At 34.3% G+C, this 18,199-nt stretch carries 19 protein-coding genes; 11 read left to right on the plus strand and 8 right to left on the minus strand.

Going from position 1 to position 18,199, the window contains the following annotated elements:
* Positions 1-380, plus strand: a 380-nt coding sequence (locus EG242_RS14865) for a hypothetical protein (RefSeq protein ID WP_203227725.1), incomplete at its 5' end; no start/stop codon positions are given.
* Position 381: 1 nt separating this feature from the next.
* On the opposite strand, the gene murI is transcribed toward EG242_RS14865, so the two are convergent.
* From murI to EG242_RS12770, 8 genes are all read right to left on the minus strand, one after another.
* Positions 382-1,161, minus strand: a complete 780-nt coding sequence (gene murI / locus EG242_RS12735) for a glutamate racemase (RefSeq protein ID WP_124900243.1) — start codon at positions 1,159-1,161, stop codon at positions 382-384.
* 70 nt (positions 1,162-1,231) lie between these two features.
* Positions 1,232-1,741: an OmpH family outer membrane protein gene (locus EG242_RS12740; RefSeq protein WP_124900244.1), complete on the minus strand. Its 510-nt coding sequence runs from the start codon at positions 1,739-1,741 to the stop codon at positions 1,232-1,234.
* A 63-nt stretch (positions 1,742-1,804) separates the two neighbouring features.
* Positions 1,805-2,929: an OmpH family outer membrane protein gene (locus EG242_RS12745; RefSeq protein WP_124900245.1), complete on the minus strand. Its 1,125-nt coding sequence runs from the start codon at positions 2,927-2,929 to the stop codon at positions 1,805-1,807.
* Positions 2,930-2,957: 28 nt separating this feature from the next.
* Complete coding sequence (locus tag EG242_RS12750) at positions 2,958-5,741, minus strand: BamA/OMP85 family outer membrane protein (protein WP_124900246.1); 2,784 nt, start codon at positions 5,739-5,741, stop codon at positions 2,958-2,960.
* A gap of 11 nt (positions 5,742-5,752) precedes the next feature.
* Positions 5,753-6,493 carry an isoprenyl transferase gene (locus EG242_RS12755; protein WP_124900247.1) on the minus strand — a complete coding sequence of 247 codons (741 nt, stop codon included), beginning with the start codon at positions 6,491-6,493 and terminating at the stop codon, positions 5,753-5,755.
* A gap of 1 nt (position 6,494) precedes the next feature.
* Positions 6,495-7,187 carry a type IX secretion system protein PorG gene (gene porG, locus EG242_RS12760; protein WP_124900248.1) on the minus strand — a complete coding sequence of 231 codons (693 nt, stop codon included), beginning with the start codon at positions 7,185-7,187 and terminating at the stop codon, positions 6,495-6,497.
* Positions 7,188-7,263: 76 nt separating this feature from the next.
* Positions 7,264-8,148 carry an NAD kinase gene (locus EG242_RS12765; protein ID WP_124900249.1) on the minus strand — a complete coding sequence of 295 codons (885 nt, stop codon included), beginning with the start codon at positions 8,146-8,148 and terminating at the stop codon, positions 7,264-7,266.
* Between the two features lie 6 nt (positions 8,149-8,154).
* A complete protein-coding gene (locus EG242_RS12770) occupies positions 8,155-8,826 on the minus strand; it encodes a CBS domain-containing protein (RefSeq protein WP_124900250.1) in 672 nt (223 codons plus the stop codon).
* Between the two features lie 71 nt (positions 8,827-8,897).
* Between EG242_RS12770 and EG242_RS12775 the strand changes: the two genes are divergently transcribed.
* From EG242_RS12775 to EG242_RS15170, 10 genes are all read left to right on the plus strand, one after another.
* Complete coding sequence (locus EG242_RS12775) at positions 8,898-9,611, plus strand: pyridoxine 5'-phosphate synthase (RefSeq protein ID WP_124900251.1); 714 nt, start codon at positions 8,898-8,900, stop codon at positions 9,609-9,611.
* Positions 9,611-10,381 (plus strand): alpha/beta fold hydrolase, encoded by a 771-nt coding sequence (locus EG242_RS12780; protein ID WP_124900252.1) that lies wholly within the window; start codon positions 9,611-9,613, stop codon positions 10,379-10,381. The genes EG242_RS12775 and EG242_RS12780 overlap by 1 nt, the downstream gene beginning before the upstream one ends.
* Positions 10,382-10,512: 131 nt before the next feature.
* Positions 10,513-11,763, plus strand: coding sequence for an OmpP1/FadL family transporter (locus EG242_RS12785; protein WP_124900253.1), 1,251 nt, complete (start codon positions 10,513-10,515; stop codon positions 11,761-11,763).
* Positions 11,764-11,772: 9 nt separating this feature from the next.
* Positions 11,773-13,359, plus strand: coding sequence for an SGNH/GDSL hydrolase family protein (locus EG242_RS12790; RefSeq protein WP_124900254.1), 1,587 nt, complete (start codon positions 11,773-11,775; stop codon positions 13,357-13,359).
* 10 nt (positions 13,360-13,369) lie between these two features.
* On the plus strand, positions 13,370-13,711 hold the full coding sequence (locus tag EG242_RS12795; RefSeq protein WP_124900255.1) for a phage holin family protein: 342 nt from the start codon (positions 13,370-13,372) through the stop codon (positions 13,709-13,711).
* Between the two features lie 97 nt (positions 13,712-13,808).
* Positions 13,809-15,131 carry a trigger factor gene (gene tig, locus EG242_RS12800; protein WP_124900256.1) on the plus strand — a complete coding sequence of 441 codons (1,323 nt, stop codon included), beginning with the start codon at positions 13,809-13,811 and terminating at the stop codon, positions 15,129-15,131.
* A gap of 84 nt (positions 15,132-15,215) precedes the next feature.
* Positions 15,216-15,893: an ATP-dependent Clp endopeptidase proteolytic subunit ClpP gene (gene clpP / locus EG242_RS12805; RefSeq protein WP_124900257.1), complete on the plus strand. Its 678-nt coding sequence runs from the start codon at positions 15,216-15,218 to the stop codon at positions 15,891-15,893.
* Between the two features lie 5 nt (positions 15,894-15,898).
* Entirely contained in the window at positions 15,899-17,128 is a 1,230-nt protein-coding gene (clpX, locus tag EG242_RS12810; protein ID WP_124900258.1) for an ATP-dependent Clp protease ATP-binding subunit ClpX, read from the plus strand.
* Positions 17,129-17,441: 313 nt separating this feature from the next.
* The gene (locus tag EG242_RS15165) at positions 17,442-17,804 is read left to right on the plus strand and encodes a GIN domain-containing protein (RefSeq protein WP_124900259.1); all 363 of its coding nucleotides are present in this window, start codon (positions 17,442-17,444) and stop codon (positions 17,802-17,804) included.
* Positions 17,767-18,156, plus strand: coding sequence for a DUF2807 domain-containing protein (locus EG242_RS15170; protein WP_262673906.1), 390 nt, complete (start codon positions 17,767-17,769; stop codon positions 18,154-18,156). The genes EG242_RS15165 and EG242_RS15170 overlap by 38 nt, the downstream gene beginning before the upstream one ends.
* Positions 18,157-18,199: the final 43 nt, after the last annotated feature.

Here is an 18,199-nt window from a genome sequence, read left to right on the forward strand (position 1 = left end):
AAAAAGCACGTTTAGCTGCAGAAGCCAAAGCCAAAAAAGAAGCCGATGAAAAAGCACGTTTAGAAGCAGAAGTTAAAGCTAAAAAAGAAGCTGAAGAAAAAGCACGTTTAGAAGCCGAAGCAAAAAAACAACAAGCCTTAAAAGAGTTAGAGGATCAAAAAAACAAAGATGCTGCAAGTGTTGATTTTCTTAATAAATTAGAACAAGATTTTAAAAACAGCATCAATAATCCTAAAATAAAGAGAGTATTAATTGAGGGTAAAGAGGTTACCAAAAAAGAAGCCACGAAATTAAGTGTTTTCGATGTAGAAACATCTATTATCACTTACGATAAAGTTAATGGTGATGGTACTATTGAAATTAAACTTACAAAGAAATAAACTAAAAATCTAGCTTTTCTGCAATGCCATAATCACCAATAAAGCTTTGCAGAATCGCTACATCTTTATTAGTGTAAAACTTAGAGTATCCCGTTTGCTTGTCTGTTTTAAGTAAATTAGCTTCGCTTAAAATTTTAAAAGTGTGCTTGGCAACAGCATCTCCAGAATCAATTACCTGTATATGTTTTGGTAAAAATTTGTTTAAAATAGGCACTAAATAAGGGTAATGTGTACAACCCAATACCAAATAATCAATATCTTTTTCAATCATTGGATCTATGTAAGATCTCAATAACAATTCTAATTCCTCAGAATATAATTTACCATCTTCTATAAGCTGAACGATCCTAAATCCAATCTGGTTAATGAATTCAACGTTTGGGTATAAACTTTGAGCTTGTTCGTATTTTTTACTATTTAAGGTGCCTTGTGTAGCCAAAACACCCACTTTACCTGTTTGGGTATGTGCTGCAGCTGGTTTAATAGCTGGTTCAATTCCAATGATGGGTACATTATAAGAATTTCTTAATTCTGTAATGGCATTTGTTGTAGCAGTATTACAAGCAACAATAATTACTTTAGCATTGTGGTTTAATAGCCATTCCACATTTTTTTTTGATAACTCAATAATTTCCTCTTTCGTTTTTTGTCCGTAAGGTGCATGTTTACTGTCGCCTATAAACAGTGTGTTTTCATTTGGAAGTAAATTATGCAGGGAACGCCAAATGGTAGTTCCGCCAATACCCGAATCAAATAAACCAATAGGTTGCGCGTTGTTCATAAAAACAAATTTAAAAAAAAACTACCTAAATTATTAGGTAGCTTTTATGATATTTTAAGGATTAAAAAAATTAATTGATTTTTAATTCTTTTTTTACATCTGCCATTAAATCTGGTCCATCTGCTAAGATAACGCCCGATCCAATACTAGAATCCATTACGTATTTGTGTCCTTTTGCACGTGCAACTTTGTGTATTGCTTGTTGAGCTTTTGTTAAAATTGGCTCAGACAAAGATAATTCCTTTTTACTCATTTCTTGTTGAGCATTTTGAACGAATAACTGGATACGTTGTTCCATATCTTGCATTTCTTTTCCACGAGTTTCGTTTACAGCATCACCTGCTGTAGGAGCTTCTGCTTGATATTTTTTTAATTTTGTTTGGAAATCAGTTTGCATTGTTTCCATTTCTTTTTGATATTTTGTTTGTAATTTTTCTAATTCTGTTTTTGCAGTTTTTGATTCTGGCATTGCAGGAATTAATTCTGAAACATTAATATGTGCAACTTCTTGTGCTTGTGCCGCAACATTAAAACCAACAATTGCAATTGCTACTAAAACCAGTTTTCTTAATTTTCTCATTTTCGATTTTTAATTTAATTCAACTTATAAAACCTTTGCGAAGGTACTTATTTTTTTTAATTATTATTTATTTTTCTTACGATCTTCAATCTCTTGTAAACGCTTTTTACGGTCTTCTTCCATTTTACGTTTACGTTCTTCTATCACTTTTTTGCGTTCTTCTAAAGCTTTAGCTTTTTTATCGGCAGCTTCTTTTCTACGCATTTCTTGTTGTGCTTTTATTTGTTGTGCACGCTCAGATGCAGGTGACGAAGTGTTGTTGTTATTTGTTTGTGTTGTGCTTTTACCCGCGTTTGTTCTGTTGTTTAAAGCATTTTGTCTTGCTTCTTCTTTAGCTAAACGCGCTTCTTCTTGTTTTTTAAGGATATCGGCTTTACGTTTTTCAAGCTCTTTAATTTTTTCTTCTCTAATACGTGCGGCTTCTGCTTTTGCTGCAGCTATTTTTTCTAACTGTTCGCGCTTGCGTTTATCTGCCGGAGACTCTTCTGGAGTAGAATTGTCGGTCACTGGCGTATTATTGCTTTGTGCTAATTGTTCTTTTTCTTCTTCAATTAAACGTTGGCGTTCTTCTAATTCATCGCGTTTACTGCGTTGGCGGTCTTTAACTTCGGCTTGGCGTTCTGCAATTTCAATTTGTTCAATTTCTTTTTTAGATAGTTTACTTTTGTTACGAGTTTGTTCTAACTTTCTAAGAACCTGATCCGAAATTTCGTCTGATGCATTCACATACAAAAGGGCTGCTTCGCTACTTGTTGATTTATCAATTACAGATGAATATCTTTTTCTTTTAGCGATTTCTTCTACTATGGTTGATATTTGATCTTGTAATGGTTTTGCCAGATCTAATTTTTGTTTAAAGTACGATCCTTCTTTACCAAATTTTTCATGTTGAAATTCTAACAGTTCTTTTTCAATGATTTGAATGTCTTCTTCTTTTTCATCGATTAATTGCTGTGTTAGTAAAGGGCGTTCTACATTTAACTGATCTTTTAAATCTTTAATTTCCTTTTTTTTACGTTCAATTACCAATTCCCATTCAACAGTTCGTTTCTTTAATTCTTTATTAGCTTCTTCGTACTCGGGCATTTTACTCATAATAAAATCTGAATCGATATAAGCAATTCGACCTTTTTGAGCATAACCTATAGTGCACAGGCAAATAAATAAAATAGAAACTAATTTTTTCATATATAACTGTTGTTCAAAATGTGTGCCATTAAAATTGCTGACCTAACACAAAGTGCGTTTGAAAACCACCTTTTTGGGTTGTACCCGGAACGTTATCAAATCCGTAACCAAAATCGATACCTAATAAACCAAACATTGGCATGTGTACACGAACACCAGCACCTGCCGCACGTTGTAGTTTAAACGGGTTGTAATTACTAAAACCTTCGTAAGCTGCACCAGCATCAACAAATGTTAAAACATAGGCACTCATTTGTCCTTTTAATGCTATAGGATAACGTAATTCTAATGAGAATTTATTGTACACCGTACCACCAATTTCTCTTGTGCGTTGTAATTCGTTGTCATATCGTGTTGGACTTAATGAATTATCGTTGTAACCACGTAAGGCAACATTCTCTCTTCCGTCCATGCTGTAATTCATCATTCCGCTTCCACCTAAATAAAAACGTTCAAAAGGTATAATGCCACGATCGTTATTATAAGCACCTAAAAACCCAAATTGTCCTTGTGTGCGTAAAACTAATTTACCAACAATGGATGTGTACCAATCTGCTTTAAAATTAATTTTATAATATTCTAACCAGTTAAATTTCTTTTGGTTTAATTTATCTTGATCTACCCTTCCGTCTCGGTAATCTGCAACAGGCAATCCTTTTTCATCTAAATACGAACCAATTGGAATATCGGCACCTGTAAGTGGGTTTGTTTGTACTGTTGTAGTTCGGTATTTATATTCTTCCATATCTTCTAAATTCTTATAATCAACATTGTTGAATAATGAATAAGGAACAGTGAATTTACCAGATAAACTTAAATAAGCACCCGATTGCGGATAAATTGCCGGCATAATTCCACCACGATTATCACGCGAAAGTTCTATGGTATACGCTAAGTTTCTAGAAACACCATTGCGGAATGCAAAGAAGTTCGAGTAATAATTCTTTAAATCGTAATACTGAAAACTTAATGAGTGTGATAAAGTAAAGTTATCGTCTGGTACTAATAAACGTTTCGCCATACCAATCGTTGCCGTAGATATGTTTAAACCTTGACTTCGGTCTATATCTCTTGTTCTAAAATCGTATGATTTTTGACTGGTGTATGATAACGATCCAAATAAAGATACCGGACGGCGACCGCCTAACCATGGTTCAGAGAAACTTAAACTGTATGTTTGGAAATAGGTTGCGGCTTGTAAACGTAACGACATTTTTTGTGCATCACCCATTGGAAAGGGCGTGTAGGCATCTTTATTAAAAAGGTTTCGTGCCGAAAAGTTGTTGAACGATAATGCTAAAGTACCAATAAAGGTACCACCACCGTAACCACCTTGTACTTCTACTTGCGATTGACCGTTTTCTACTACTTGGTATTCTAAATCTACCGTTCCGTCTATAGGATCCGGGTTTTTAACTTCAGGATTCAATGCCGTAGCATCAAAAATACCCATGCTTCCTAAACGGCGAACCGATTCTACAACATCTGCTTTTCTCCATTTTTGACCTGGAAGGGTACGTAATTCACGCAAAATAATGTAATCGTGCGTTTTATCGTTTCCAGAAACACTTATGTTGTTAAAACGTGCAATGGGGCCTTCTAATATTCTTACATCAAAATCTATGGTATCGTTGCGTGTAGCGGTTTCAACAAGATTAATTTGCGACCATAAAAACCCTGCGTTTTGGTACACGTTTTCAATATTTTCTGAATCTGGGTTGGTAATGTCTTTCACACGTTTTTCTAATAAAACACCGTTATAAACTTCACCTTTTTGCACACGTAAAACACGGTTGCGTAAGTAATTTTCTGGATATTCAGAGTTACCAATAAAACGAATGTCTCCAATATAGTATTTATTGCCTTCTTCTAAATCGATATTTATGGCAACGTTGTTCTTTTTAGGATCGTACGTTGCGGTTTCCGAAATAACACGTGCATCGCGATAGCCCTTTTCTTTGTAAGCATCAATGATGTTAACAAGGTCGGTTTTGTATTCGTTTTCAATAAACTTAGAAGGTTTAAAGATACGATATGGGTTTAAAGGGCTTTTTTTCTTAGTGTTCTTCATTGCTTTACGCAGCTTAGCATCGGTAAGTTGCGTGTTGCCGTTAAAGTCTATTTTAGATATACGAACTTTACTTCCTTTATCAATTGATATAATTAAGTCGGCCGTTTTTTTATCTTCAAGCAATTTTCTTTCAACGGTTACCTTTGTGTTGTAAAAACCATCTTTACGGTATTTATTGGTAAGATAGTTTTTAGTTGTAGATATAAGGTTGTCGTTAATGATTTTACCTTCGGTAATTTTTATTTTTTTGTCTTGTTTTCCAGTAGTTGTTGATGTTGCAGGAACAGCTAATTGTAAATCTTTAAGAATTTCTTCTTTTTTAGCTTTTTTAATACCAATTATTTCAACATTTTTTAAACGAGGTAATTCGTTCAAATAGATTTCAAGGTTTAAAACATCGTCTTCTACAGATGATTCGTACACCTTAATGTCGCTAAAATAACCAGTTTTCCATAATTTTTTAATGGCATCCGAAATTTCTTCGCCTGGTAAATTAATTATTTGTCCTTTTTCTAAACCTGCATAGGTAAAGATAGTAAGTTCGTTAAAATTGTAGTTTCCTGTAACTTTAATTTTACCTAAACGGTATTGGCGTTGAACGTTAGGGTTTGTATCAGGAATTGTTGTTTCTTTTGTAGCATCACTTGAGTCGGTTTGTGTGGTTACCGGTTGCTCTTGAGCATTTGCCGCAGCAAAGCTTACTAATAATGGAAAAAGGTATTTTAATTTTTTGCGATGCATTATCTTAAAAATTACTTATTTAATTGTTCACTTGTTTTGCCGTATCTACGTTCGCGGTTTTGATAGGTTTCTAACGCACTTATAAGGTGGTCGTTTGAAAAATCGGGCCATAAAACATCGGTAAAATACAACTCGGCATAGGCTATTTGCCATAACAAAAAGTTGCTAATACGTTGTTCACCGCTTGTACGTATCAATAAATCTACGTCGGGCAAATTATGGGTGTAAAGATGCTTATTAATAACCGATTCGTCAATAGCATCAATTGAAATTATATTATTTTTAACTTTGTTACATAGTTCTTTGGTTGCTTCAAGTAGTTCATTTCTAGATCCGTAGCTTAATGCAAGCGAAAGTGTTAAACGCGTGTTATTTTTGGTTTTCTCTAAAACTTCTGTTAATTCTTTACGAACAGATGCAGGTAAAAGGTCTAAATTACCTATTGCATTAAGCCTTATATTGTTTTCGTGTAATGATTTAATTTCTTTTCTTAAAGCTTTTACTAAAAGTTTCATTAGCATGTCTACTTCAAACTTAGGTCTGTTCCAGTTTTCGGTAGAAAAAGCGTATAAAGTTAAATAGGGAATACCTAAACGGGCACATTGTTCTACAGTTCGTTTTACTGCGGTGGCACCGTTTTCATGACCAATTGTTCTTAAAAACCCTTTTTGTTTTGCCCATCTGCCATTACCATCCATAATAATAGCAAGATGCTTGGGTAATTTTTCGGGTATAAGTGTAGTTTCTTTCATTTTATCTTGGAGCACAATAACAAGGGTTTTTACCAAAAGTGTACGAAATATTTATGCCAGAAAAAACATACCAATCTTTAGAGTTTGTGTTGCCAAACGCCACAATGTTTGTAGAGGGGCTTGCTGGGTTGCTTCCGTCTAAATTATCGGTAAAAGCATAACGCGCACCAACTTCGGCACTAATTACCAATTTTTTATTTATTAATGCTTTTAGGCCTAGGGTTACGGGTATGGCAAGTGCGTATTCGGTTTCTTTTTCTATTTGTTTATAGTATTCGTTAAAATACGTTTCTTTGTACGATATTCCTGCAATACCTGTATGTACATAAGGCGTAAAAGCAAACCAATCGTTATGTAAGTCAAATTCAAAAAAGTTGAATTCTAAACCTAGCATTAATTCGTTTATTTTATTTTCTGTTGAAAGATTCCGTGCTTGGCGTAAAGGCATGTCAGAATCAGCATCATTACCCGTTATAGGCATATAAGTATAATTTACCCGCCATGAATGTCTGGCACTTTTGTTCCAACGATATTGAAAACCATAACCCATATCGGTAGGGTTTATGTATTTGGTAGATCCGATATCACCAATATAATTGGTTGCCCCAACAGTTACCCCAAGTTCGTGTATTTGACTTTGAGCTGCTGTGCATGCACCTAAAATAATTAATATGGTTAAAAGTTTTCTTTTCATTTTATCACTAATTTGCAAATATACTAATGTAAACGAATATATTTTATAATTATGTTGTATTTTGTTAAATACCTTTTTAATTTCTTTTGTCTTCGCCCCAAAGTAATTTACTGCGTAAAGTTCTTAGAAAAGTTACCGAAGGAAATTCTACCATGTTTACCGTGTGGTTTGCCAATGATATTTCTATTTCAGAATCGTTACTTATGGCTGCTGTTTCAGAATCTAACGACATTAAAAATTGAGCTTCGCGGCTGCTTACCTTCATTTTAATTTTACTACGGTCGTTAATAATTAAAGGTCGTGTTGTTAAATTGTGTGGTGCTATTGGTGTAATCACTAAACAATTACTGTCTGGGGTAATAATTGGCCCGCCACAGCTTAAATTATATCCAGTGCTGCCTGTTGGGGTTGAAATAATGATTCCATCTGCCCAATAAGTTGCTAAATATTCGTTGTTAATGTATGCTTCTACTGTAATCATAGAAGTAGAGTTTTTACGTGTTACCGTAATTTCATTTAAAGCAAAATTCACATTAAATTTAGAAGTAGCTTCATCGGGATTGTTTAATTGCAGTATGGTTCTACGCGATAACGTATATTGGTTAGAAAATAAAAGCGGAATTAAAAAACCAATAGCTTCTTGTTGTACATTGGCTAAAAATCCTAATCGACCTGCATTAACACCAACAATAGGTATATTTTTGCTTTTTACAAAATTTGCTGCCCGTAACAAGGTGCCATCGCCGCCAATACTTACAAAAAATTGGGTATCGTCGTCAATATCGTTGTGTGACGAGAAAGTATCATACTCAAAATTTAAAACGTTGTTTTCTACCAAAAGTTTATAAAACTCTTTTTCAAAAATTACATGAGCATTGTGTGCTTTTATGGCACGCACTAATTTTTCGACTATTTCTTTATAGTTTGGTTTGTAATTTTGAGCGTAAATGGCAAACTTCATACCGTGTTAAATGTTTAAAAATTTATCTAAATAAGCGGAACGATCTTTTAATTCGTTTAAATAGGAATCTTGATTGTGTTCTGAAACAATCTCATATCCAAAACGACGAAATGCCTGAATTATTTCATTAATGTTTCCTGCCGATGCTTTTATAGTGATTTGTGCTGTTTGATTTTCTAGCGATGATACAAAAACGCCTAACAGTTTACAATTGTTAGATTCTACAATTTGTGCAATTTCACTTACACTGTAATCTAAATAATGTTTTTGAACAACAATTGCCAAACCGGCATCTTTAATAAACGGGGTTTTGTTTAAAAACGGCAGTACATCATTATAATAGTAATAGCCAATATATTTGTTGTTGTCGTTTAAAACGGTTAAAACATTACAATCAAACTGTGCAAATTTTTCTAAAACTTCAAACCAACTAGCGTCTTTCCTAACAAAATAGGGTTGCAAAGCATACCGATAATCGCCTACGGATTTAGTTTTAGATGGAAGAATATCTAAAGCGGTAATAGATCCCATATAAACATCTTTATCAACCACAGGAAAATGGCTGTATGCTTCTTCTTCTATAAATTCCACAATGTCGTCAAATTTAGTTTCAAAAGTAAAAGGCTTGGGTTTGTGTTTAATAAGGTTTTGTATCAATTCCATAACTGTAAAATTCATTGCAAAATAATTAAAATAATCGGTTTTGTACTCAATTTACTTTGTATTTTTGTTGATAAATTAAATTTAGAATGACAAAATTATCTGTAAATATCAACAAAATTGCTACTTTACGTAATGCTCGTGGTGGTAATGTTCCCGATTTGTTAAAGGTAGCTGCCGATGTACAGCGATTTGGTGCGCAAGGTGTAACCATTCACCCGCGACCTGATGAAAGACATGTGCGTTATCAAGATGCGCGCGATTTGGTGTCTGTGGTACATACCGAATACAATATTGAAGGAAATCCGATGGATAATTTTATGAATTTGGTTTTAGAATGTAAACCTACACAGGTTACCTTGGTGCCCGATGCTGTTGACGCCATTACATCGAACGCTGGTTGGGATACCATAAAACATCAGTCTTATTTAAAAGAAGTGATTGCCGAATTCAAGCGCAACGGTATTAGAACTTCTATTTTTGTTGATCCGGTTTTAAGTATGATTGAAGGAGCAAAAGAAACCGGAACCGATCGTATTGAATTGTATACCGAAGCTTTTGCACACCAATATGGTTTAGGTAATTTAAACGCAATTGAACCTTACACCAAAGCTGCCGAGTTAGCGAATGAATTAGGCTTGGGAATCAACGCTGGTCACGATTTAAGTCTGGATAATATTGAGTTCTTTAAACAGAATATTCCTAGTTTGTTAGAAGTGTCTATCGGGCATGCATTAATTTGCGAAGCTATTTATTTAGGATTGGAAAATGTAGTTTGTTTGTATAATCAAAAGTTGAGATAATGAACGATTTATTATATGCCAAAGTAGAAGGCGCGGGAAAACCATTACTTATTTTGCATGGTTTTTTAGGTATGAGTGATAATTGGAAAACACTCGGAGCAAAATATGCAGAAAATGGTTTTGAAGCTCATTTGTTAGATTTACGCAATCACGGGCGTAGTTTTCACTCAAATGTTTTTAACTACAAAGTTATGGCAGATGATGTGTTGGCTTACTGCAAAGCAAATAATCTAGACAAGGTTGATATCATTGGGCATTCAATGGGTGGAAAAGTTGCTATGAATTTAGCGGTTATGTATCCAGAATTGGTTAATAAATTAATTGTTGCCGATATTGCTCCAAAATACTACACACCGCACCATCAAGATGTAATGCAAGCGCTAAATGCAGTAGATTTTTCTACCAATCCGTCGCGCAACGAAGTACAAGAAACAATAGAAAAACATGTAAGTGAGCCGGGTGTTGTGCAGTTTTTAATGAAAAATGTATACCGAATCACGCCGCAACAATTAGGTTTTCGCTTTAATTTAAATGCCTTTAATAACGATGAAGAAGCTATTGGAATGGCTTTAAATGATACCGATGTTTTTAATGGATCAACTTTATTTTTAAGGGGAAGTAATTCTAACTATATAGCAGAAAGTGATGTCGATTTAATAAAAAAACATTTTCCAAAGGCTGTAATTAAAGCAATTTCTAATTCAGGACATTGGCTTCATGCAGATAATCCAAGTGAATTCTTTGAGAAATCGATTGATTTTTTAAAATAATATGCATGCATACTAAATTTATTTAGCAATTCTTAGCAAATAATTAATAATTACATAATTTTCTTTACAAGTTTTTTAACTTTTATAAATTATCCTATATTTGGAATACTAACATAAATAAAAGTTTAGTTATGAAGAAAATTTTATCTATTTCTTTATTATCCCTATTAGCTACTAATGCATTTGCCGGTGGTTACCGCATAAGCATGCAGGGGCAACGCCAACTGGCTATGGGGCATACAGGTGTAGCCGTAATTGGTCAAAATGCCGAAAGTTTATTCTTTAACCCTGCAAGTGGTACTTTTTTAAAAGATAAATGGAGTTTTTCTGCAGGTGCAACAGCGTTGGTATCTAACGTAAAATTTCAAAATTCTTTATACAATTGGTCTAATTCTACCACAAACATGGGAACGCCTTTTTATTTCTACGGAAATTATCAGGCATCTGATCGTTTTTCTGTTGGTTTGGCTGTTTATACACCTTACGGAAGTTCGGTAGAATGGGATACAGATTGGGCAGGTTCGCATTTAGTAAATAATATTGATTTGCAAGCTATTTTTGTTCAACCAACCATATCTTATAAAATCACCGATAATATTAGTGTGGGTGCAGGTTTAATTTATGTAAACGGTGGCGTTACATTTAATAGAAACCTTTCAAGAAGTATGGTAGATGAAAACGGAAACCGTTCTGATGTTACCATTGATGCAGCTGGTGTAAGCGCATGGGGGTATAACGTAGGTGTTACTGCTCGTTTGGACGATCATGTTACATTTGGTGTAAACTACCGCTCACAAATTGATATGAAAGTTGAAGGTGGCGATGCTATTTTTAACGATATGCCTAGTTTTTTGGGTGGAACATATACCAACGGAAAGTTTAATGCAACAATGCCATTACCTGCAGAGTTAACTATAGGTTTCTCTTACCAAATTAATCAAAAATGGTTAGCAGCGGTTGATTACAATTACGCATTCTGGAAAGCGTATGATAACTTAGTGATAGAATTTGATAATCCTGCAATACCAACATCAGTAAACCCTCGTAATTATAAAAGCAGTGGAACATTGCGCGGAGGTTTGCAATTTGCGCCTTCAGCTAAATTCTCTGCACGTGTAGGTGGTTACTATGATATTTCGCCGGTACAAGACGGATATTTTGCACCAGAAACACCACGTAATGATGCTTTGGCTGGAACAGTAGGTTTTACATATCAAATTACACCTAAATTAGGAGTTGATTTTGCTGCAAGTGCACTTCACTTTAAAGAAACTAAAAATTCGTACGATCATTATATAGAAGATGGGAATCATGTTTCTTTTGGTGGTGATTATCGTTCTTCTGCTTATTCTTTAGGCTTAGGTTTATCTTACAACTTTTAATCGATCATTATGAAAAAATACCAATCAATACTTTTGGCAGCATGTGCATTTAGCTTTGTTGCTTGCGAACCAGAATTTGAAAACGAAGTAACTAATGAATCATATTCTAGTGGTGAAGCAAACTTTTCAACCTATGTTTCTTTAGGGAATTCTTTAACATCGGGTTATATGGATGGTACTATGTATCGTTCAGGTCAACAATATTCATTTCCTAATTTATTAGCAAAGCAGTTTGCTGTAGTGGGCGGTGGTGCATTTACGCAACCTTCGTTTGACGATGATACCAATGATTTAGGTGGATTATTGGTAATGGGGCAACCTGCAGCGGCAACCCGCTTAATACTTAATATGGCAACCGGCGGACCACAAAATTTAAAAGGAACACCAACAATAGAAGTTAGTAAATTACAAGCAAAAGCTTATAATAATATGGGGGTGCCAGGTGCCAAGTCATTTCATTTGTTAGCATCGGGTTATGGTAATTTGTCTAATGTACCATTAGGTAAGGCAAATCCTTACTTCGTGCGTCATGCAACATCGCCAAATACCACTGTTTTAAGTGATGCTATGGCATTGAATCCAACATTTTTCACAAACTGGATTGGTTCTAACGACGTGTTGGCTTATGCATTGTCTGGCGGTGTAGGGGTAAACCAAAAAGGAAATCTAGATCCATCAACTTATGGTAGTGATGATATTACAGATCCACAAGTTTTTGCTTCTGTTTATTCAACTATCACCAATACATTGACTAGTAATGGAGCAAAAGGAGTTGTAGCAACTATTCCTTATGTAACTTCAATTCCGCATTTTACAACCGTACCTTTTAACCCATTAACAGCAGAAGCTTTAGGAGGTAGTGCTACGGTAGATCAATTAAATTCACAACTACTTGGTCCTTTAAAGCAAATTCTTACTGCTTTAGGCGAAGGTAATCGTATCAATTCGTTTTCTAAAACAGAAGCAAATGCGCTTTTAATTAAAGACGAAACATTAACCGATTTATCGCAGCAAATTACATTTGTTGCTTCGCAGAACCCTCAATTAGCACCATTAGCTAATTTGTTAGGTCAATTGTACGGGCAAGTGCGTCATGCAACAAGAAATGATTTATTTGTATTAGGTACAAGTTCGGTTATTGGTACAACATCAACAGATCCAATCTTTACAAATGTACCATCGCCTTATAAAGAGTTGTTTAGTAAAATAGGCGTAACTTTTCCTTTAGAAGATAAATATGTATTGATTCCTTTTGAACAAAACGAAATTAAAACCGCAACCGATCAATTTAACGATATTATTTGGACAGCGGCCAGATCTAAAAAACTTGCTATTGCAGATATGAATGCAATAATGCGTTATTTAACAGGTGGTATTCGTTTAAGCGACGGTCAATGGTACACAGCAGATTACTTTAAAGGAACGGCAAATATGAACAAAGTGTTGTTTTCTCTAGATGGTGTGCACCCTAACCCGCGCGGTTATGCCTTTGTTGCTAACGAAATTGTAAAAGTTATAAACGAACACTACAACGCACAATTGCCAATGTTGGTGCCAGGAAATTATCCAGGTGTAACTATAAAATCATCAAACTAAAAATATAATTATGAGAATATTAATCAACTTAATAATAACAGCTGTAATTGTATATTTGCTTGCTAATTTTCTGCCAGGTATAAATGTAGATAGCTTTGGATCTTCTATAATTGTAGTAATTGTATTAGCATTACTTAACTTCTTGGTTAAACCAATATTGCAATTAATATCTATACCAATAACCATATTAACATTAGGTTTGTTTCTATTTGTTATCAATGCTTTAATAATAATGTTGTGCGGTTATATTGTTGGTGGCTTTCATGTAGATGGTTTCTGGCCGGCATTATTATTCAGTTTGGTTTTATCTATTGTACAGTCAATCGTAGGCGGATTCACAAAAGAAGATTAATTTTTACTAATAATTAATATTCAATTATTTAAAAATTTGATTGGCTTGTAAAAATAATGTATTTTTGCAAGCCAATTTTAGTTAGAAACAATTTACAATGAATATCACAAGAAATAATGTAGATGCTTTAAACGCAGTTATTACAATTGATTTAGCAAAGCAAGATTTTGCAGAAAACGTAGAAAAAGTTCTTAAAGATTACAGAAAGAACGCTAACATACCTGGATTTAGAAAAGGACAGGTACCTGCTGCATTAGTAAAAAAACAGTACGGACAAGCAATTATGTTTGATGAAGTGAATAAACTTTTGCAAGAAAGTTTAAACAATTACTTAAACGAAGAAAAATTGGATATTTTAGGAAATCCGTTACCTGTTGCAAAAGACATTGATTGGGATGCTGATTCATTAAGTTTTGATTTTGAGTTAGGTTTAGCGCCAGAATTCACAGTGAATTTAGAAGCTGCTAAAACGGCTGCAAAATATAAAATCGTTGCCGATGAGGAAATGGTTAACGAGCAGGTTGAATACATTCAAAAACAATACGGAAAGTTAATTTCTAAAGAAAAAGTAGAAGAAGGTGACGATATCCGTGTAAAGGTTGTAAACCAAGAAGAGGGTATTGAAAACGAAACTACAATCAACGTTGCAGATATCCGTACAAAAACAAATCAAAAGAAATTCATCGGTAAAAAAGTAAACGATGAGATTACTATTTCTACCAAAGGTTTGTTTGAAGACGATCATAAATTAATGGATGTTTTAAAGGTTGATCATGATAAAGCACATGGTTTAGAAGTAGAAGTAACTTTTACAATCGAAGAAATATCAACAAAAGAAAAAGCAGAATTAAACCAAGAGTTTTTTGATAAATTGTTTGGTGAAGGTAAAGTAACTTCAGAAGACGAGTTAAAAGCACGTATTAAAGAAGATGCCGAAAAACAATTCGCACAACAAGCAGATCAAAAATTCATGAACGATGCTGTTGAAGCATTGGTTGACAATACAAAATTTGATTTACCGAAAGAATTTTTAATTAAATGGTTGCAAACTGCTGGCGAAACTGCATTAACAGCAGAGCAGGCAGAAGAAGAGTACACAAAATCTGAAAAAGGTTTACGTTACCAATTAATCGAAGGTAAAATTATTACCGATAACGGTTTACAAATTACTTTTGACGAGATTAAAGACTACACTTCAGGTTTAATCAAAGATCAAATGGCACAGTTTGGTCAGTTAGAACCATCAGAAGACGATGTAACAAATATCGTATCTCGCGTTTTATCAAACCAAGAAGAAGTAAAACGTATTTCAGAGCAGTTAATGAATGATAAAATGATGAAATTGTTCTCTGAAAAAGTTGCTGCTGATACTAAAGAAGTAACTTACAAAGATTTCGTTAAAGAGGTTTACGGAGAATAATTTTCTGCGAAAATTTAAGTATATTTGAGCGTCGAACGGTTTGTTTCGACGCTTGTTTTTTTATAACTTATAGAAAGTAAAAATATGAATTACGGAAAAGAATTTAAAAAATACGCTACTAAGCACCACAAGGTTAATAATATGTACTACGATAAAATTGTAGGTAGTATGACACCTAAAAGCAGTATGACGCCTTATATTATTGAAGAACGTCCAATGAACATTGCGTCTATGGATGTTTTCTCGCGTTTAATGATGGATCGCATTATTTTCCTTGGTTCAGGGGTAGATGATTATGTAGCAAACATTATTCAAGCACAATTATTGTTTTTAGAAAGTGTAGATGCTTCTAAAGATATTTCAATCTATATCAATTCACCAGGCGGTAGCGTGTATGCAGGTTTAGGTATTTATGACACTATGCAGTTTGTTAAACCCGATGTAGCTACAATCTGTACAGGTATGGCAGCATCAATGGGTGCGGTGTTATTGTGTGCAGGTGCAGAAGGTAAACGTTCGGCGTTACCACACTCACGCGTAATGATTCATCAGCCATCTGGTGGTGCGCAAGGTGTTGCAACCGATATGGAAATCAACCTAAAAGAAATGTTGAAGTTAAAAGAAGAACTTTATCAAATTATAGCAAAACATTCTAAAAATTCTTACGACAAAGTATACAAAGATTCTGAGCGTGATTATTGGATGCGTGCAGATGAAGCGAAGGAATACGGAATGATTGATGAAGTTTTAACAAGAGAATAAGTATAATGAAGGAAGGATTTAACTGTTCTTTTTGCGGGAGGCCAAAAGCCGAAACCAATATTTTAATTGCCGGTGTAGATGCACATATTTGCGATCATTGTGTAGAACAAGCACACGGAATTGTAATTGAAGAATTAAAATCGCAAAACGAATCAGGATTGTCAGATGAGGTTTTATTAAAGAAACCACAGGAAATCAGAGCGTTTTTAGATCAATATGTAATTGGTCAGGATCAAACCAAAAAAGTACTTTCGGTAGCCGTTTACAACCATTACAAACGCTTGTTACAAGTTGATTTAAAGAACGATGTTGAAATTGAGAAAAGTAACATCATTGTTGTAGGTCAAACTGGAACTGGTAAAACATTGGTTGCAAAAACCATTGCACGTATGTTAAACGTACCATTAGCTATTGTTGATGCCACTGTGTTAACCGAAGCAGGTTATGTGGGTGAAGACGTAGAAGGTATTTTAACCAAATTGTTGCAGGCTGCAGATTACGATGTAGATAAAGCACAACGCGGTATTATTTTTATCGATGAAATTGATAAAATTGCCCGTAAAAGCGATAACCCGTCAATCACGCGCGACGTAAGTGGCGAAGGTGTACAGCAAGCGTTGTTGAAGCTTTTAGAAGGTTCTGTTGTGAATGTTCCGCCAAAAGGAGGAAGAAAGCATCCAGATCAAAAATTTATCGAAGTAAATACGCAGGATATTTTGTTTATTGCAGGTGGCGCTTTTGATGGTATTGAAAGAATCATAACCAAACGTTTGAACTTTCATGCCGTTGGGTTTGGATCATCTAAAGACAACGAAAAAGCAGATAAAAGCAATTTGTTGCAGTACATTATACCAAAAGATTTAAAAGATTTTGGATTGATTCCAGAAATTATTGGTCGTTTACCGGTATTAACACACATGGATCCGTTAGATCGCGATACGTTGCGTTCTATCTTAACCGAGCCCAAAAATGCATTGGTAAAGCAATATCAGAAATTGTTTGAAATGGATGGTGTTGCCTTGACCTTTACCGAAGATGCCTTGTGGTATATTGTAGATAAAGCTTTAGAATATAAACTAGGTGCACGCGGACTACGTTCATTATGTGAAGCTGTTTTAACCGATCCTATGTACGATCTTCCAGGTTCTGATACTACGGAATTTGAACTAGATAAAGATTTCGTTAAACACGCATTAGATAAAAACTTAATGAAGCGCTTGGCTTTAACCGTTTAAACACACAACCCTTTCACACGAAAGGGTTTTCTTTTCATAAAATATTTTCACATATTTTGTCATTCCGACGGAGGAGGAATCTCATTCTACACGTCAGTTAAAGCTCCTTGTTGAGAGTTTATAACAACATGTCAGTTCAAGCCTTTTCGACAAGCTCAAGACAGGCTAAGTCGAAAACTAAAAAAATCAATACAATGTCTTTTGGCATCAAACTTGTATTAATTATATTACTAAAACTACACATCTTTGGCATATTAATAACACGCTACAATTATAAAATGTAAATACTTTTTTGTAGTTTTAAAGAAAAAATATGAAAAAACTAATAATTATTACCTTTATAACGCTTGTTGTTGTAGCTTGTAATAAAAAAGTAGATTTGTCTGGTGAAATCATCAGCCAAACAAAACAAGTAGAATCGTACAATGCCGTTTCAAATAGTTCATCGGCAAGTATTGAACTGGATTCATCGGTTGGTGTAAACGAAATTTCAATAACTGGCGATAAAACTTTGGTAGATAATTTGGAAGTAAATAATGAAAATGGACAGATTAATATATCCAATAAAAAATCCATTTCTTTTAATTCAAACAATTCTCCGCTAATTATTAAAATGAACAATCCTATATTTGCAAAAAGTGGTAATTGCAGGTGCAGGCTCTGTTGCTACAAATAACATCACACTTACAAAAGATATAGATTTTCATATTTCGGGTGCGGGAGAAATCAACGTAAAGCTGTTTAATAATATTACAAACATTTTTGTGTCTGGTGCGGGCGATGTGCGTTTGCGCGGAATTAGTAACGAAGTGAAGGCAAATATGTCTGGTGCGGGAAATCTAAATTCTGAAGCGTTGACCAACAAATTGGCAAATATTGAAATTACCGGAGCCGGAAATGCAAAGATCAATACATCCGAAGAAATCAATGTGAAAATTTCAGGTGTTGGCAATTTAGAATACAAAGACTATGAGGGTCTTAAAATTGTAAAGCAGATATCGGGTATCGGCAGTATCAATCCGTACTAAAAAAAAGAAGAAAACCAAGTTTCATTTCACTAATTTTATAGAT

The organism is Paenimyroides viscosum (genome assembly GCF_003858535.1).
Lineage (GTDB): Bacteria > Bacteroidota > Bacteroidia > Flavobacteriales > Flavobacteriaceae > Flavobacterium > Flavobacterium viscosum.

What these genes read in the sequence shown, in the direction of transcription:
- EG242_RS12750 (WP_124900246.1), bottom strand. Translation starts at nt 5,741, where the DNA reads ATGCATCGCAAAAAATTAAAATACCTTTTTCCATTATTAGTAAGCTTT.
- murI (WP_124900243.1), bottom strand. Translation starts at nt 1,161, where the DNA reads ATGAACAACGCGCAACCTATTGGTTTATTTGATTCGGGTATTGGCGGA.
- EG242_RS12785 (WP_124900253.1), top strand. Translation starts at nt 10,513, where the DNA reads ATGAAGAAAATTTTATCTATTTCTTTATTATCCCTATTAGCTACTAAT.
- EG242_RS12795 (WP_124900255.1), top strand. Translation starts at nt 13,370, where the DNA reads ATGAGAATATTAATCAACTTAATAATAACAGCTGTAATTGTATATTTG.
- EG242_RS12770 (WP_124900250.1), bottom strand. Translation starts at nt 8,826, where the DNA reads ATGAATTTTACAGTTATGGAATTGATACAAAACCTTATTAAACACAAA.
- clpP (WP_124900257.1), top strand. Translation starts at nt 15,216, where the DNA reads ATGAATTACGGAAAAGAATTTAAAAAATACGCTACTAAGCACCACAAG.
- porG (WP_124900248.1), bottom strand. Translation starts at nt 7,187, where the DNA reads ATGAAAAGAAAACTTTTAACCATATTAATTATTTTAGGTGCATGCACA.
- EG242_RS12765 (WP_124900249.1), bottom strand. Translation starts at nt 8,148, where the DNA reads ATGAAGTTTGCCATTTACGCTCAAAATTACAAACCAAACTATAAAGAA.
- EG242_RS15165 (WP_124900259.1), top strand. Translation starts at nt 17,442, where the DNA reads ATGAAAAAACTAATAATTATTACCTTTATAACGCTTGTTGTTGTAGCT.
- EG242_RS12775 (WP_124900251.1), top strand. Translation starts at nt 8,898, where the DNA reads ATGACAAAATTATCTGTAAATATCAACAAAATTGCTACTTTACGTAAT.
- EG242_RS12755 (WP_124900247.1), bottom strand. Translation starts at nt 6,493, where the DNA reads ATGAAAGAAACTACACTTATACCCGAAAAATTACCCAAGCATCTTGCT.
- EG242_RS12790 (WP_124900254.1), top strand. Translation starts at nt 11,773, where the DNA reads ATGAAAAAATACCAATCAATACTTTTGGCAGCATGTGCATTTAGCTTT.
- EG242_RS12745 (WP_124900245.1), bottom strand. Translation starts at nt 2,929, where the DNA reads ATGAAAAAATTAGTTTCTATTTTATTTATTTGCCTGTGCACTATAGGT.
- EG242_RS12740 (WP_124900244.1), bottom strand. Translation starts at nt 1,741, where the DNA reads ATGAGAAAATTAAGAAAACTGGTTTTAGTAGCAATTGCAATTGTTGGT.
- EG242_RS12780 (WP_124900252.1), top strand. Translation starts at nt 9,611, where the DNA reads ATGAACGATTTATTATATGCCAAAGTAGAAGGCGCGGGAAAACCATTA.
- clpX (WP_124900258.1), top strand. Translation starts at nt 15,899, where the DNA reads ATGAAGGAAGGATTTAACTGTTCTTTTTGCGGGAGGCCAAAAGCCGAA.
- tig (WP_124900256.1), top strand. Translation starts at nt 13,809, where the DNA reads ATGAATATCACAAGAAATAATGTAGATGCTTTAAACGCAGTTATTACA.